This is a genomic window from Pseudomonas sp. P129, from assembly GCF_020312195.1.
GTDB classification, from domain to species: Bacteria; Pseudomonadota; Gammaproteobacteria; order Pseudomonadales; family Pseudomonadaceae; genus Aquipseudomonas; species Aquipseudomonas fragariae.
Map to the genome: position 1 here is coordinate 322,659 of NZ_JAGPYS010000005.1, position 14,024 is coordinate 336,682.

General features: G+C 61.7%; 15 protein-coding genes. 6 read left to right on the top strand and 9 right to left on the bottom strand.

What is annotated here, in order from left to right:
* Positions 1 to 2: 2 nt before the first annotated feature.
* From KBY02_RS15170 to KBY02_RS15185, 4 genes are all read right to left on the bottom strand, one after another.
* Entirely contained in the window at positions 3 to 650 is a 648-nt protein-coding gene (locus KBY02_RS15170) for a DedA family protein (protein WP_004407930.1), read from the bottom strand.
* A gap of 241 nt (positions 651 to 891) precedes the next feature.
* On the bottom strand, positions 892 to 1,755 hold the full coding sequence (eutC, locus tag KBY02_RS15175; RefSeq protein WP_024638262.1) for an ethanolamine ammonia-lyase subunit EutC: 864 nt from the start codon (positions 1,753 to 1,755) through the stop codon (positions 892 to 894).
* Entirely contained in the window at positions 1,752 to 3,146 is a 1,395-nt protein-coding gene (locus KBY02_RS15180; RefSeq protein ID WP_004407936.1) for an ethanolamine ammonia-lyase subunit EutB, read from the bottom strand. The genes eutC and KBY02_RS15180 overlap by 4 nt, the downstream gene beginning before the upstream one ends.
* Positions 3,147 to 3,577: 431 nt before the next feature.
* Positions 3,578 to 5,098 (bottom strand): aldehyde dehydrogenase family protein, encoded by a 1,521-nt coding sequence (locus KBY02_RS15185; protein ID WP_024638261.1) that lies wholly within the window; start codon positions 5,096 to 5,098, stop codon positions 3,578 to 3,580.
* 225 nt (positions 5,099 to 5,323) lie between these two features.
* Between KBY02_RS15185 and mpl the strand changes: the two genes are divergently transcribed.
* The 3 genes from mpl to KBY02_RS15200 are packed head-to-tail and all read left to right on the top strand — an operon-like array spanning position 5,324 to position 7,576.
* Positions 5,324 to 6,673, top strand: coding sequence for a UDP-N-acetylmuramate:L-alanyl-gamma-D-glutamyl-meso-diaminopimelate ligase (gene mpl / locus KBY02_RS15190; RefSeq protein WP_024641063.1), 1,350 nt, complete (start codon positions 5,324 to 5,326; stop codon positions 6,671 to 6,673).
* The gene (gene ubiX / locus KBY02_RS15195) at positions 6,670 to 7,299 is read left to right on the top strand and encodes a flavin prenyltransferase UbiX (RefSeq protein WP_003393457.1); all 630 of its coding nucleotides are present in this window, start codon (positions 6,670 to 6,672) and stop codon (positions 7,297 to 7,299) included. The genes mpl and ubiX overlap by 4 nt, the downstream gene beginning before the upstream one ends.
* Positions 7,292 to 7,576, top strand: a complete 285-nt coding sequence (locus KBY02_RS15200) for a YceK/YidQ family lipoprotein (protein ID WP_024638259.1) — start codon at positions 7,292 to 7,294, stop codon at positions 7,574 to 7,576. Before ubiX ends, KBY02_RS15200 begins: the two co-directional genes overlap by 8 nt.
* 260 nt (positions 7,577 to 7,836) lie before the next feature.
* Here KBY02_RS15200 and KBY02_RS15205 read toward each other — a convergent pair whose 3' ends face one another.
* The 3 genes from KBY02_RS15205 to KBY02_RS15215 form a co-directional block, all read right to left on the bottom strand.
* On the bottom strand, positions 7,837 to 8,478 hold the full coding sequence (locus KBY02_RS15205) for an NAD(P)H-binding protein (RefSeq protein WP_011266528.1): 642 nt from the start codon (positions 8,476 to 8,478) through the stop codon (positions 7,837 to 7,839).
* A 25-nt stretch (positions 8,479 to 8,503) separates the two neighbouring features.
* Positions 8,504 to 10,231 (bottom strand): C13 family peptidase, encoded by a 1,728-nt coding sequence (locus tag KBY02_RS15210; protein WP_225650608.1) that lies wholly within the window; start codon positions 10,229 to 10,231, stop codon positions 8,504 to 8,506.
* A 140-nt stretch (positions 10,232 to 10,371) separates the two neighbouring features.
* A complete protein-coding gene (locus KBY02_RS15215) occupies positions 10,372 to 10,827 on the bottom strand; it encodes a MaoC family dehydratase (protein ID WP_024638257.1) in 456 nt (151 codons plus the stop codon).
* Between the two features lie 190 nt (positions 10,828 to 11,017).
* On the opposite strand from KBY02_RS15215, the gene KBY02_RS15220 reads away from it, so the two are divergent.
* Genes KBY02_RS15220 through KBY02_RS15230 form a run of 3 tightly spaced genes read left to right on the top strand, consistent with a single transcriptional unit; the run spans position 11,018 to position 12,698 of the window.
* Positions 11,018 to 11,380 carry a CidA/LrgA family protein gene (locus KBY02_RS15220; protein ID WP_004407954.1) on the top strand — a complete coding sequence of 121 codons (363 nt, stop codon included), beginning with the start codon at positions 11,018 to 11,020 and terminating at the stop codon, positions 11,378 to 11,380.
* The gene (locus KBY02_RS15225; protein WP_024641341.1) at positions 11,377 to 12,093 is read left to right on the top strand and encodes an LrgB family protein; all 717 of its coding nucleotides are present in this window, start codon (positions 11,377 to 11,379) and stop codon (positions 12,091 to 12,093) included. Before KBY02_RS15220 ends, KBY02_RS15225 begins: the two co-directional genes overlap by 4 nt.
* Before the next feature lie 14 nt (positions 12,094 to 12,107).
* Entirely contained in the window at positions 12,108 to 12,698 is a 591-nt protein-coding gene (locus KBY02_RS15230) for an LON peptidase substrate-binding domain-containing protein (protein WP_004407958.1), read from the top strand.
* An 84-nt stretch (positions 12,699 to 12,782) separates the two neighbouring features.
* Here KBY02_RS15230 and KBY02_RS15235 read toward each other — a convergent pair whose 3' ends face one another.
* The gene (locus KBY02_RS15235) at positions 12,783 to 13,349 is read right to left on the bottom strand and encodes a DUF4136 domain-containing protein (protein ID WP_116893401.1); all 567 of its coding nucleotides are present in this window, start codon (positions 13,347 to 13,349) and stop codon (positions 12,783 to 12,785) included.
* Positions 13,350 to 13,367: 18 nt separating this feature from the next.
* A complete protein-coding gene (locus KBY02_RS15240) occupies positions 13,368 to 14,006 on the bottom strand; it encodes a DUF4136 domain-containing protein (protein WP_116893402.1) in 639 nt (212 codons plus the stop codon).
* Positions 14,007 to 14,024: the final 18 nt, after the last annotated feature.

Consider the following 14,024-nt stretch of genomic DNA (forward strand, 5'->3'; position numbering starts at 1 on the left):
ATTCAGCGCGCGTCGACCGGACGCGCGCTGCGGCTGCGCACCACGCCAATGACCATCGGCACCAGTGACAGCAGGATGATTGCCAGTACCAGAAAGGTCAGGTTGTGCTTGATGAATGGCACGTTGCCGAAGAAGAAGCCCAGGGTCACCAGGCTGCCGACCCACAGCACCGAGCCCAGCACGCTGAAGCCCACGAAGCGCGGATAGGACATTCTGCCGACGCCCGCGACGAAGGGCGCGAAGGTGCGGATAATCGGCAGGAAGCGCGCCAGCGTGACGGTCTTGCCGCCGTGGCGTGCGTAGAAATTCTGGGTGCGCAGCAGGTAGTCGCGGCGGAAGATTCGCGATGACGAATTGCTGAACAGTTTTTCGCCGACCGTGCGGCCAATCACGTAGTTGGTGCTGTCGCCCAGAATCGCTGCGAGCATCAGCAACCCGGCCAGCAGGACCGGGTCCATGCCGCCGCCAGCAGCCACGGCGCCAGCGATGAACAGCAGCGAGTCGCCCGGCAGGAAGGGCATGATCACCAGTCCGGTCTCGCAGAAAATCACCAAAAACAGAATCGCATAGACCCATGTACCGTAGTTGGTCACCAACAGGTCAAGGTAAACGTCGAGATGCAGAATAAGGTCGAGCGGGTTGAATTCCATTAAGGCACCTGAGGCGAGAACCCTGTTCGGGGTCGCATGCGGAAGAAACGACTGCGCGGCATTATAGAAGCAGAATGCGCAGAAGGGGTTTTGGAATAAACGGCGGGGTTGAACGGGAGGGAGCAGTACAGTCTTGAGGAGGGAAGAGCGGGCCGCAATATTCATCCCGGCTTATGCCGCAAGCCGGGAGGGTCACGCGAATCTGCCCGGCGGCTGTGAACGGCATAAGCCAGTGTAGGGCTTAGTGTGGCGCGGCAGGGCCGTCGAGCAGGAAGTTGCCGATGGGTTTGTCTGAATGATCGCCAGCGCCGTCTGATTCCAGAGTCTGCAGTTCCGCCTCGTCTTTCAGGTTGACCCCGGAAATCTGCCGTCTGCAGGCCTCGCGCATCAGGTACAGCAGCCGATGAGCGGCCATACCGTAGCTCAAGCCTTCCAGGCGAACATTGGAAATACAGTTGCGGTGCGCATCGTTCAGCCCGACCTTCGGCGCGTAGGTGAAGTACAGGCCCAGACTGTCGGGGGAGCTGAGGCCGGGGCGCTCGCCGATCAGAATGACCACCATCTTCGCACCGAGCAGTTCACCGACCTCATCGGCCACGGCGACGCGGCCCTGCTCGACCATGATCACTGGCGACAGCGACCAGCCTTCGGCGCTGGCCTGTTCTTCCAGGCGAATGAGGAAAGGCACCGCATGCCGATGCACCGCCAGGGCGGACAGACCGTCGGCGACGACTATTGCCAGATCGAGACCGCCCGGATGAGCCGCGGCGTAGTCGCGCAACGTCTGCGCTGATTCGTCATTCAGGCGACGGCCCAGGTCCGGGCGCTGCAGGTAGCTGTCCCGGTCGGCGGCGGCGCTGTGCAGCAACAGGGTTTCACGGCCTTTTTCGGTCAGTTGTGCGCTGATCGCGGCATGGTCGAAGGCCAGATGCACTGCATCGCGTGCCTGCGCATGGGCGGCTTGAAAGTCCAGCTGCGCAGAGGTCGGCAGGCTGGTACCGGTACGCCCCAGCGCGATGCGCGCAGGGGTCAGGCGGCGCAGTTCCAGCCATGGATTGGCGGGGGCGGCGCTGTCTTGTAGTTCGTTCATCGGCTCGTCACTCATGCTAGATGCGCCAGCGCCTGACGGAAGGCCGGCGGCAGGCTGTCGCCGAAGCGCACACGGCCGTCGGCCTGGGTGAAGATGCCCATTTTTTCCAGCCAGGCTTCGTATTCCGGCGCAGGACGCAGGCCCAGGCTTTGCCTGGCGTACAGCGCGTCGTGGAACGAGGTGGTCTGGTAGTTGAGCATGATGTCGTCGGAGCCGGGGATGCCCATGATGAAGTTGATCCCCGCGACCCCCAGCAGGGTCAGCAGGGTGTCCATGTCGTCCTGATCGGCCTCTGCGTGGTTGGTGTAGCAGATGTCACAGCCCATCGGCACGCCCAGCAGCTTGCCGCAGAAGTGATCCTCCAGACCGGCGCGGATGATCTGTTTGCCGTTGTACAGGTACTCGGGGCCGATGAAACCGACCACGGTGTTGACCAGAAACGGGTTGAAATGCCGGGCGACGGCGTAGGCGCGGGTCTCGCAGGTCTGCTGGTCGACGCCATGATGCGCGTTGGCCGACAGCGCGCTGCCTTGTCCGGTCTCGAAATACATCAGGTTTTGCCCGAGGGTGCCGCGATTCAGGCTCAGGCCCGCTTCATAGCCTTCCTGCAACAGCTTGAGGCTGATGCCGAAGCTGGCGTTGGCGGCCTCAGTGCCGGTGATCGACTGAAACACCAGATCGACCGGCACGCCACGGTTGATCACTTCAATGGAGGTGGTGACGTGGGTCAGTACGCAGGACTGGGTCGGTATTTCATAGCGCTGGACGATGGCGTCGAGCATTTCCAGCAGGGCGACGATGGACGAGGTGCTGTCGGTGGCCGGGTTGATGCCGATCATGGCATCGCCATTGCCGTACAGCAGACCATCGAGCACGCTGGCGGCAATGCCGGACGGGTCGTCGGTGGGGTGATTGGGTTGCAGGCGTGTCGACAGCCGGCCGCGCAGGCCCATGGTGTTACGGAAGCGCGTGACCACGCGGATTTTCTGCGCCACCAGCACCAGATCCTGCACGCGCATGATCTTTGAAACGGCGGCGGCCATTTCCGGGGTCAGGCCGGGGGCCAGTGCGCGCAGACTGGTTTCGTCAGCCTTGTCGCTGAGCAGCCAGTCGCGAAAGCCGCCAACTGTCAGATGACTGACCGGGGCGAACGCCAGTTTGTCGTGGGTATCAATGATCAGCCGGGTGACTTCGTCCTGTTCATAGGGAATCAGGGCTTCTTCAAGAAAGTGCTTGAGCGGAATATTCGCCAGCGCCATTTGCGCGGCGACCCGTTCGCCGTCGTTCTGCGCAGCGACTTCGGCCAGGTAATCACCGGAGCGCGCAGGACTGGCCTTGGCCATGACTTCTTTGAGGCTGTCGAAGCGGTACGTCTGCGCACCGACAGAATGGGAAAAGCTCGCCATACAGATTCTCCATGACGTCGCGCTGTTCGCGTCGGACGTGGTCTTTCGGTCGAACCGGTGACGTCCCGGTTCAAACGACTATGGGAAGCAACGTAAGCAATTAATACTCCATCCCGACCGGGAGTGCGAGTTTGCAGGCGTAAGCGGATCAGTCCAGGGCAGGATACATCACGCCGCAGCGTTAAGCCGGGGCGTGATGCACAGGGTTGGTGCGTGATGTGTTTCTTGTTACCGCGCAATAGGGCTCGGTGCTATACACAAGTCCGCTTTTGATTCTGGCCGAAGGCCGTGGGAGCGAACTTGTTCGCGAAAGGGCCAGTACATTCTCCGGGAAGGTATCGTCTGAACTACCGTCTTCGCGGACAAGCGAAGCGTCGCCCGGTCCGCTCCTACAGGGGGCGTGTTCCAACCTGAGCAGGGGACCTGAATACCTAGAAGAAACCCAGCGGGTTGGTGTCGTAGCTCACCAGCAGGTTTTTGGTCTGCTGATAATGCTCAAGCGCGATTTTGTGGGTTTCGCGGCCGACGCCGGATTTCTTGTAGCCACCGAACGCGGCGTGTGCCGGGTACAGGTGGTAGCAGTTGGTCCACACGCGTCCGGCCTTGATCGCCCGGCCCACGCGGTAGGCGCGGTTGATGTCGCGGGTCCACAGGCCTGCGCCCAGGCCGAACTCGGTATCGTTGGCGATGGCCACGGCTTCGGCTTCGTCCTTGAAGGTCGTGACGCTGACCACCGGGCCGAAGATCTCTTCCTGGAACACGCGCATTTTGTTATTGCCTTTGAGCAGCGTCGGCTGGATGTAGTAGCCGGTGGACAGGTTGCCCTCCAGCTTCTCCACTTTGCCGCCGGTCAACAGTTCGGCGCCTTCGCCCTTGGCGATGTCCAGGTACGAAAGAATCTTGTCGAATTGTTGCTCGGATGCCTGGGCGCCGACCATGGTGTCGGTGTCCAGCGGGTCGCCGCGTTTGATCTTCTCGACCTTGCGCAGCACCGCTTCCATGAACTGTGGATAGATCGACTCCTGCACCAGCGCGCGGGACGGGCAGGTGCAGACTTCGCCCTGATTGAAGAACGCCAGGACCAGGCCTTCAGCGGCCTTGTCGATGAACTCCGGCTCGGCGCTCATGATGTCTTCGAAGAAGATGTTCGGCGACTTGCCGCCCAGTTCCACGGTGGACGGGATGATGTTGTCCGCCGCCAGTTTCATGATGTGCGAGCCGACCGGTGTCGAGCCGGTGAAGGCGATTTTGGCGATGCGTTTGCTGCTGGCCAGCGCTTCACCCGCCTCGCGGCCATAACCCTGCACGATGTTCAGCACGCCGGGAGGCAGCAGGTCGCCGATCAGTTCGATCAGCACGCTGATGCCCAGCGGCGTCTGCTCGGCAGGTTTGAGCACGATGCAATTACCGGCCGCCAGCGCAGGGGCGAGTTTCCAGGCCGCCATCAGGAGCGGGAAGTTCCACGGGATGATCTGCCCGACCACGCCCAGCGGCTCATGAATGTGATAGGCCACGGTATTGCCGTCGATTTCGGCGGCGCTGCCTTCCTGCGCGCGCAGCACGCCGGCGAAGTAGCGGAAATGGTCGGCGGCCAGCGGGATATCGGCGTTGAGGGTTTCGCGGATCGCTTTGCCGTTGTCCCAGGTTTCGGTGATGGCCAGGACTTCCAGATTGGCTTCGATGCGATCGGCAATCTTCAGCAGGACCAGCGAGCGGGCCTGTACCGAGGTCGAGCCCCAGGCTGCAGCGGCGGCGTGCGCAGCGTCGAGTGCCTTGTCGATGTCTTCGGCGGTGGAGCGCGGAAATTCTGCGATGGCCTTGCCGGTGACCGGCGAGGTGTTGGTGAAATACTGGCCTTTGACCGGCGCGACGAACTCGCCACCGATGTAGTTACCGTAGCGTTCCTTGAAGTTGACGATGGCGCCTTCGGTACCGGGATGAGCGTAACGCATGGTATGTCTCCTGGTTCTTGTTGTGAGGGAGTCTGTGTCGATTCTGCTTTCGGGTATCTGGCAACGAGCGTTCAAGAATAGGCCATTTGCATTCGGCCGTGGCTAGGACTTTAGGCTTATCTGCCGGGCATTGAAATGGGCCGTGCGCGCAAGACGACGGACAAACTCAGGGTGCCATTTCACCGTCCCTACGTTAACCTGCGCAGATGTTCTGAGAGGTTGGTCATGCATATTCATATCCTTGGTATCTGCGGCACGTTCATGGGGTCTCTGGCGGTGCTCGCCAAAGAGTTAGGGCACCGGGTCACGGGCTCCGACGCCAACGTCTACCCACCGATGAGCACCCAGTTGCAGGCGCAGGGCATCGAGCTGACCCAAGGCTATGATCCCGTGCAACTGATCCCCGCGCCGGACCTGGTAGTGGTCGGCAACGCGCTGTCGCGTGGCAACCCGGCGGTTGAATATGTGCTCAACACAGGTTTGCCGTATGTGTCTGGCCCGCAGTGGCTGGCGGACCATGTGCTGCAAGGCCGCTGGGTACTGGCCGTGGCCGGCACGCACGGCAAGACCACCACCAGCAGCATGCTGGCCTGGGTGCTGGAACACGCGGGCATGAGCCCCGGCTTCCTGATCGGTGGCATCCCGCAGAACTTCGCCGTGTCGGCACGTCTGGGCGAGACCCCGTTCTTTGTGGTCGAGGCCGATGAATACGACAGCGCGTTCTTCGACAAACGCTCCAAGTTCGTCCACTACCGTCCGCGGACAGCGATTCTCAACAATCTTGAGTTCGATCATGCCGACATCTTCCCCGACCTGCCGGCCATCGAACGTCAGTTTCACCATCTGGTGCGTACCATTCCGAGCGAAGGCCTGGTGATCCATCCGACGACCGAGCCGGCGTTGTCGCGGGTCATCGAGATGGGCTGCTGGACGCCGGTACAGACCACGGGCCAGAACGGTCAGTGGCAGGCACGGCTGTTGAGCGAAGACGGCTCGCGCTTTGAAGTGCTGTTCGAAGGCGAACTTCAGGGCGCCGTCGACTGGGACATGACCGGTCAGCACAACGTGGCCAACGCCCTGGCGACACTGGCAGCCGCTCGCCATGTGGGCGTCGTGCCGTTGCTGGGGGTGCAGGCGCTCAGTGCGTTCAAGAGCGTCAAGCGGCGCATGGAAAAGGTCGCCGACGTGCGCGGCATCACTATTTATGATGACTTCGCCCATCACCCCACGGCTATCGCCACCACACTGGACGGCCTGCGCAAGAAGGTCGGTGATGCGTCGATCATTGCGGTCATCGAGCCGCGCTCCAACTCGATGAAGCTTGGCGCGCATCGCGACGGCCTGCGGGAAAGCGTGGGTCAGGCGGATCAGGTGGTCTGGTACGCTCCGCCCAATCTGGGCTGGGACCTGGCGGCAACAGTCGCGGGAGGCACTGTGCCTGCGTTGGTCTGTGATTCCCTTGAGGCAATCATCGCCCAGGTCAAAAGCCAGGCGCAGCCCGGCACGCACATCGTGATCATGAGCAACGGCGGCTTTGGCGGCTTACATGGCAAACTGGCCGAGGCGTTGCAATGAGCGGCCCGGAGCGCGTTACGGTTGCCATGACCGGCGCTTCCGGCGCGCCATATGGCCTGCGCCTGCTGGATTGTCTGGTGCGTGAGGATCGGGAAGTGCACTTCCTGATCTCCAAGGCGGCGCAACTGGTGATGGCCACCGAGACCGACGTACGCCTGCCGCCCAAGGCGATGATGATGCAGGCGTTTCTGACGGAGTACACCGGTGCGTCTGCCGGGCAGATTCGTGTCTATGGGCGCGATGACTGGATGTCGCCAGTGGCCTCCGGCTCGGGTGCGCCGAGCGCGATGGTGGTGGTGCCGTGTTCCACCGGTTCGCTGTCGGCGATTGCCACCGGGGCCTGCAACAATCTGATCGAGCGCGCCGCTGACGTGACGCTGAAGGAGCGGCGCCAATTGATTCTGGTGCCGCGCGAAGCGCCGTATTCCAGCATTCATCTGGAACACATGCTCAAGCTGTCGAACATGGGTGCAGTGATTTTGCCGGCGTCTCCCGGCTTTTATCACCAGCCGCAGACCATCGACGACCTGGTGGACTTTGTCGTTGCGCGGATCCTCAATCTGCTGAATATTCCTCAGGACATGCTGCCGCGCTGGGGCGAACACCATATTGGCAGCGATGAATAAGCTGCTGCTGGTCGCGCTTGCGCTGGCGCTGACCGGCTGCGCAACGGCACGCACGCTCAATGCGGCCAAACCGGGCGCGCCGGTGGTGTATGCCGGTACGCGCTTGAATATGTATGCGCTGCAGGGTGGTTGCTGTGCCGCCGACCGATTCGGTGCACAAGCTCCCAGCTACCCTGGCCTTGACCTGCCGGGCAGTGCGCTGCTCGACACCCTGCTGCTGCCACTGTCATTGCTGACGGCCGCGGGACTGGGGGTTCAGGCTACGGGCGGGCTTTAATGTGACGCAGATCATTCCCATGCGGAGCTGATCGTTATATACAAATCTGCTTTTGATTCTGGCCGCAGGCCGTAGGAGCAAGCCGGGCGACGCATCGCTTGTTCGCGAAAGGGGCGGTATGATCGCCGAAAATGTACCGTCTGAAACATCGCATTCGCGAACAAGTTCGCTCCTACGGCCTCCGGCCAGAATCAAAATCGGACTTGTGTTTAAAGATGAGCGCGGAGCGTGGGGACGGTCATCGCTGAGCCTCGGCGAACCTACTTGCCCAGCTTGCGCAGCTCATCCGATTCGACGATCCGTTCGCCGTTCTGCTCTTCCAGCGCCAGCCGCCACAGGGCGCGGGCCAGGTGGCAGGCTTCGATGGCGCCGTATTTGCCGGGGATCAGTTTGGCGATAGGTGCCGCCAGTTGCTCGACCCAACGGGTTTCAGGACGGCTGCCCACCAGCAGGGAAGGGCGGGCGATGGTCAGTTGCGGCCAGCCCTGGGCACGAAGCGCCTGTTCCATTTCGCCTTTGACGCGGTTGTAGAAGGTGCTGGACTGCGGATCTGCGCCGACTGCGCTGATCACCAGCAAATGGCGAGCGCCGAGCTCGCGGGCGCGGCTGGCGAACGCTGTGACCATGTCCAGATCGACCGCCTTGAAGGCGTCCTGCGAGCCCGCCTGTTTGATCGTGGTGCCCAGGCAGCAGAATGCGATGTCCACCCGGCCAGACAGCGTTGGCAGCAGCGTCGCCAGCTCGCCGACCGGATTTTCCAGGTGCGAGTGTTCGGCCAGCGGCTTGCGCGTCGGTGCCAGCACGCGGGTGACGGTCGGCTCGCTGAGCAGCCGGTCCAGCAAATGCTCGCCTGTAAGGCCCGTGGCTCCTGCGAGCAGGATGTGTTGCGGCGTCAGGTACATATCGTTCTCCTTGATACTGCTAAGCCTAGCGGCTAGTCGAAGTCTTCGCTTCCGTGCGGTTCAACGCCGTGCTCAACGCGCGTTCGGCCTGGCTCTTGCGCAACTGCTGCCAGCGCGCCAGGACTCCTTTGGGTGCCCATATCTGCGGTTCGGAGGCCTCGAAGTTGTCTTCGGTCTCACGTTGCGCAACATAGGCCTTCGCTTCGTTGAAAGCGTGTTGCAGGTCATCGGTTTCGACCAATGCCCTGGCAAATAGTGCATCGCCAAAATAAGTGAAGTCGGCCTCTTCCGAGCAGCCGAACGAGACGCGGTCGGCGCGCGAGGCGGTCATGATCAGCGTGCGTTCATCTTTCAGGTCGGGAATGAAGCCGCCGGAATAACAGGCTGAAATCACCACAACCTTGTCACGATTCTTCAGTGGCGCGAGGGCCGCGGCCAATGCGTCGGCGGGCAGGTCTGCCAGCGACAGGCGCGGCTGGTCGAGCACCAGTTCATGATCCTGAGTGCCGTGGCTGGTCAGATAAATGAACACCAGGTCTTCCGGGCCGGTGCGCTGGGCGAGTGTCTGCACTGCGCGGGTGATGGTTTCACGCGTCGCCATCGGCCGGTCATCCATGTGATCGCGATGATTGACCAGGCTGACTTGCCCGACGGCACCGAAGCGCGACTTGAGCAGATTGCTCACGTAGTCCGCTTCGCGCATGAACACGCTCTGCTTGCCGTCGCCACCTACGACCAGCGTGTACAGCTCGGTGGCCGGTGTCGACGCCGGCACTGCTGCCAGTGCCTTGTCCAGCAGCGAACCCTGGACCAGCAGCCCGGCTTCGAGTGGGTCCGGGAGCAATTTGCCTTTGGCATCACGGATTCGCTCGCCGTTGGCCCAGATGCCGCGCTGCTCCTTGCCATCCGGAGAAATCAGCACGCCATCGCCCTGGTAGGTGTCATCGGCGAACTGGCCGATGTAGCGGCTGCCATCGGCCAACAGCAACTGGCCCTGACCCATGAAGCGCCAGTTGTCGAAATCACCCTGGTAGCGGCTGCCGTCAGAGCCGATCAACTCGCCTTTGCCGGTCAGCGCGCCTTCCTTGAACTCACCGCTCCAGACGTCACCGTCGCTGTTTTCGTAGCGACCCTTGCCGTCCAGCTGGCTGTTGCGGAAATTGCCGACGTATTGATCGCCTTCAGCACTGGTGAAGCTGCCGGTGCCCTGCAATTGACCGTCGATGAAGTTGCCACTGTACTGGTTGCCACTGGCGTCACTGCGCGACCCCTCGCCGTTGGCCTTGCCATTGGCGAACATGCCTTGATGCTGGCTGCCGTCTTCCAGTTCCAGGCGACCGGGGCCGTCGTATACACCGGCCTTGAACTGGCCACGATAAAGCACGCCCTTGTCTTTCTGGGTGCCTTCGCCGTCACGCATGCCAAGTTTGAAGCTGCCGACATAACTCGCGCCAGCGCGGGTGGTCAGTCGGCCCTGGCCATTGAACAGACCTTGCTCGAAGCCGCCCTTGTAGACGTCGCCATTGCTGGCGTGCCATTCGCCCTGACCCTGCCGCAGGCCGTTTTCGAACTGACCTGCGAACCAGCTGCCGTTGGGGTAGTCGATGCGGCCCTGGCCCTGCAGGACACCATTGACCAGATCGCCCCGGTAGCGTCCGCCGTCGGGCAGGCGACCGTCTGGTGGCAAAATTGATTCGCCATCACCGCAGCCTGCGATCAAGAGTGTCAAAGCCAATGGAGCGAGCGCGCGCATGTGAGATCCCGGAAGAATGATTCAGGGGCGAGCCCGGCTCCGCTTGAGCAGATGTTAGGGGGCACGACCGCAGGGGAGTATGCCGCAGCGAGTCAACGGGATGAAACAGTCTGTTACGACTGTTTCATGTTTTAAACGCTTTATACGAAACACAACGTTAAAGGTTCGGCCACAAAAGCGGGTTTTTCCTGACCTTCGATCTCCAGGGTGGCCGTTGCCTTGAGCAACCACTGGCCGGGTTTTTTCTCGCTCACGTCGGTCAGCTGGACCTTGAGACGCACCCGCGAGTTGACCGTCACCGGTTGAACGAAGCGCACACTGTCCATCCCGTAATTGACCGCCATCTTCAAGCCTTCGGGCAGTACCATGATGCCCTCCATGAGCTTGGGAATCAGCGACAACGACAGGAAGCCATGTGCGATAGTCGCGCCGAACGGAGTCTGCGCCGCTTTGACCGGGTCGACATGGATGAACTGGAAATCCCCTGTGGCGTCGGCGAACAGGTTGATACGCTGCTGGTCGATGGTCAGCCAGTCTGAATAGCCTGCGTCCTTGCCGATGTGCTGCCTGAGTTCTGTGACGGGTACAGAAGGCATGCTGCTCTCCTTGTCTGATGAGGCGGTATCGCCCGCATAGCTCGTGCCTGCGGGCGAATATCAGATCAGCAGAGGGCGGCTGGCCGGTCAAGCAACTGCGGCAATGCGAATACCCACTCATGACCTCTGGCGCAGCGTGTTTATAATGACGCCGATCGTTCGCCGGGTTCGTTTATCTGCTGGAGTCCTCATGCTGTTAAGGGGTTTGACATGGCTGGTGCTGTTCCAATTGCTGGGGACCGCGCTCAACCACCTGTTTCTGTCGATTTTGCCAGGGCCGATCATCGGCCTTGTGCTGCTTATGGCGTATTTGATGTGGCGCGGTGAAGTCAGCGAGCCGATCAGCATGGCGGCCAGCAGTCTGCTGCGCTATCTGCCGTTGCTGCTGGTGCCGCCTGCGGTCGGGGTGATGGTGTACGCGTCGGCCATTGCCGAGGACTTCTGGGCGATCTTTGGCACCCTGACCCTGTCGCTGATGATTTCCGTGGTCTTTGTCGGCTGGCTGATGCAGTCATTGATCAAGCGTCAGGCCCAGCGCCGGGAGTTGCCATGAGTCTTGACTGGCACGGTGCATGGCTGTCGGTGATCCATCACCCGCTTTTCGGCATCGCGATCACCCTGGGTGCCTATCAACTGGCGATGGCCGCCTATGAAAGAACCCGCTGGCTGTTTCTGCAGCCTGTGCTGGTCTCGATGGTGGTGGTGATCGGGGTCGTGCTGTTCTGCGACCTTGAATACACCGAGTACCGCAAAAGCACCGAGATTCTGGTCACGCTGCTGGGGCCTGCAACCGTTGCGCTGGCGGTCCCGCTCTATTTGAATATGCGACGGATCCGCCAGTTGTTCTGGCCGGTCTTGACTACGCTGGTAATCGGCGGGGTGTTTGCCACCGGTTTGTGCGTGGGGTTCGGGGTGCTGTTCGGTGCCGACCACATGATTCTGATGACCATGGCGCCCAAATCAGTGACATCGCCCATCGCCATGCTGGTCGCCGAGCAGATCGGCGGGGTTGCCGCCCTGGCGGCTGTTTTTGTGTTGATTACTGGCGTATTCGGTGCCATTTTCGGCCCCGGTCTGCTGTCACTGATCGGGGTGGACAATCCTGCTGCCCGAGGCATGGCGCTGGGGCTTACCGCGCATGCGGTAGGCACATCCGTGGCATTGCAGGAGGGGGAAGAAACGGGGGCTTTTGCTGCGTTGGCAATGAGTCTGATGGGCGTTGCAACGGCGTTGTTCCTGCCGCTGGCAATGTCGCTGGCCATTTAAAAGGAGGCTTTTCTATGACGCTGCCATTGTTTCCGCTGAATGCTGTGCTGTTTCCGGGGTGCGTGCTTGATCTGCAGCTGTTTGAAGCCCGTTACCTGGACATGATCGGCCGCTGCATGAAGCAGGGGGAAGGGTTCGGTGTGGTGTGTATCACCGAGGGAAGTGAAGTCGGCTCCGCGCCGGACGGCCATTCGCTGATCGGCTGCGAAGCGCTGGTCATGGATTTTCAGCAGCAGGAGAACGGCTTGCTGGGCATTCGTGTGGTCGGGGGGCGTCGCTTCCGGGTTGTCGCTACTGAGGTTCAGCGCGATCAACTGCTGGTGGCCGAGGTCGAGTGGCTGGAAGAGCCCGTGGAGCGCCCGCTGCAGGAGGAAGACGCCGACCTTGTAGCCCTGCTCGAAGCGCTGGCCGAGCATCCAATGGTGGCTTCCTTGAACATGGGTGTGTCTGCCGGTGGGCAATACGCCTTGTCCAACCAGCTTGCCTATCTGCTGCCGTTCACCGAAAAAGACAAAGTGGAACTGCTGGAAATCGACGACCCCGAAGAGCGTCTCGACGCGATTCAGGAATTGCTCGATGAAATGCAGGGCGATCTGCAGGCCTGAGCCCGGATCGCGCTGTTCATTGCGCAGGGTAGCAGAGCGTCTGGAACGCCATGCCGACGCAGAGCATCGGCACGTCTGTCGCGGTTAGCGCGGTGGATACTGCTCCAGAATTTTCGCCACCGTAGTGCGCATGGCCTGATCGCGTTCGGACGGGCTGCCGGCGTTGTCATTGAGGATGCGCTCTGTGCTGCCACGCCAGACCAGCTTGCCGTCCTTGCCGTCGAACATATCGATCTGCACGGTGCCGACCTTGTAGTCGACGCTGCGGGTTTCGGTGTTCATCGGCCCGTTCCAGTAGCCATAACCGCCCCAGGGGCTCCAGCCCCCGCCATAGTTGGTGCTGACCGTCTGCTGACGGTTTTCGACGATCAGCCAGGCCTGCACTTTCAAATCCGGCCGGGCGCCGGCTGCGGCCATGCGTAATCCACGCTGGTCCAGTTGCTCGCCGATCGACTGGCGAAGGCGCTGCTCGGTCAGGTCGCTCTTGAGCCGTGGATCATTGTCGGGCTGATACTGAACGGCGGGCTCCTTCCAGCTCCAGCTGCGATAGCCGCCGAAATCCCGCTGGGCATCGAAGTCGCGATTGATCGAGTTGCTCTGACAGGCCGTCAGCAACATGGCACAGGTCAGCAGAACGATACGGCGAAACATGGCAGTTCTCCGAAAGGGTTACGAAGGCGGGTAGGCCGCCAGAGCCTGTTGCACGGCCTGCCGCAATGCACTGCTGCGGTCGGCCAGATTGTTGCTGGCGCGCGCATCGGCACTGGCGCTCCATACCGGCTGGCCACTGCGCGCGTCAATCAGGTTGATCTGCACCACCATGACCTTTTCCTGATAGGTGCGCACCACCGGCACATTGGCGTAGCCGCCATAACCGGGCCGGTAGCCATCGTAGCGGCCATAGCCCATGCCGCCCCCGTAGTAGGGATCGTAATCTTCACGCACCTGGCGCAGCCGGGTTTCCTGCCGGGTCGTGGCAGCGACGTACAGGTCTGCCGGCTGATTGCCGCGAGCCGGTCGCAAGCCACGCTGATCCAGGCCGTTGCTCACGGCTTCGACCACCTGCGCCGAATCCACCCATGCGGTACCGGGCGGCAGCTGACCGTTGAGCCAGCCCCAAGAGCGATAACGGCCATAGTCACGCGGCGGCGCAGGGTAGGCGCTCATGTCCAGCGTTCTTGCCGCCTGCGCGGGGGCGGGAGGCATGGGCAGAGAGCTGGCGACATACGGGTTGTCGCTCTGGCAGGCGCAGATCCCGAGCAGAGCGGTTCCCAGCAGCATGGCAAACAAGGCAGAACGGTGTTTCATGGTGGGCTCCGCAGTGAT

Bases quoted from the DNA above. Each gene is read 5' to 3' on its own strand.
- KBY02_RS15215 (WP_024638257.1), bottom strand. From the start codon at position 10,827: ATGCCTTCTGTACCCGTCACAGAACTCAGGCAGCACATCGGCAAGGAC.
- KBY02_RS15185 (WP_024638261.1), bottom strand. From the start codon at position 5,098: ATGCGTTACGCTCATCCCGGTACCGAAGGCGCCATCGTCAACTTCAAG.
- KBY02_RS15205 (WP_011266528.1), bottom strand. From the start codon at position 8,478: ATGTACCTGACGCCGCAACACATCCTGCTCGCAGGAGCCACGGGCCTT.
- KBY02_RS15235 (WP_116893401.1), bottom strand. From the start codon at position 13,349: ATGTTTCGCCGTATCGTTCTGCTGACCTGTGCCATGTTGCTGACGGCC.
- KBY02_RS15240 (WP_116893402.1), bottom strand. From the start codon at position 14,006: ATGAAACACCGTTCTGCCTTGTTTGCCATGCTGCTGGGAACCGCTCTG.
- mpl (WP_024641063.1), top strand. From the start codon at position 5,324: ATGCATATTCATATCCTTGGTATCTGCGGCACGTTCATGGGGTCTCTG.
- KBY02_RS15180 (WP_004407936.1), bottom strand. From the start codon at position 3,146: ATGGCGAGCTTTTCCCATTCTGTCGGTGCGCAGACGTACCGCTTCGAC.
- KBY02_RS15220 (WP_004407954.1), top strand. From the start codon at position 11,018: ATGCTGTTAAGGGGTTTGACATGGCTGGTGCTGTTCCAATTGCTGGGG.
- KBY02_RS15200 (WP_024638259.1), top strand. From the start codon at position 7,292: ATGAATAAGCTGCTGCTGGTCGCGCTTGCGCTGGCGCTGACCGGCTGC.
- KBY02_RS15225 (WP_024641341.1), top strand. From the start codon at position 11,377: ATGAGTCTTGACTGGCACGGTGCATGGCTGTCGGTGATCCATCACCCG.
- KBY02_RS15170 (WP_004407930.1), bottom strand. From the start codon at position 650: ATGGAATTCAACCCGCTCGACCTTATTCTGCATCTCGACGTTTACCTT.
- KBY02_RS15230 (WP_004407958.1), top strand. From the start codon at position 12,108: ATGACGCTGCCATTGTTTCCGCTGAATGCTGTGCTGTTTCCGGGGTGC.
- eutC (WP_024638262.1), bottom strand. From the start codon at position 1,755: ATGAGTGACGAGCCGATGAACGAACTACAAGACAGCGCCGCCCCCGCC.
- KBY02_RS15210 (WP_225650608.1), bottom strand. From the start codon at position 10,231: ATGCGCGCGCTCGCTCCATTGGCTTTGACACTCTTGATCGCAGGCTGC.
- ubiX (WP_003393457.1), top strand. From the start codon at position 6,670: ATGAGCGGCCCGGAGCGCGTTACGGTTGCCATGACCGGCGCTTCCGGC.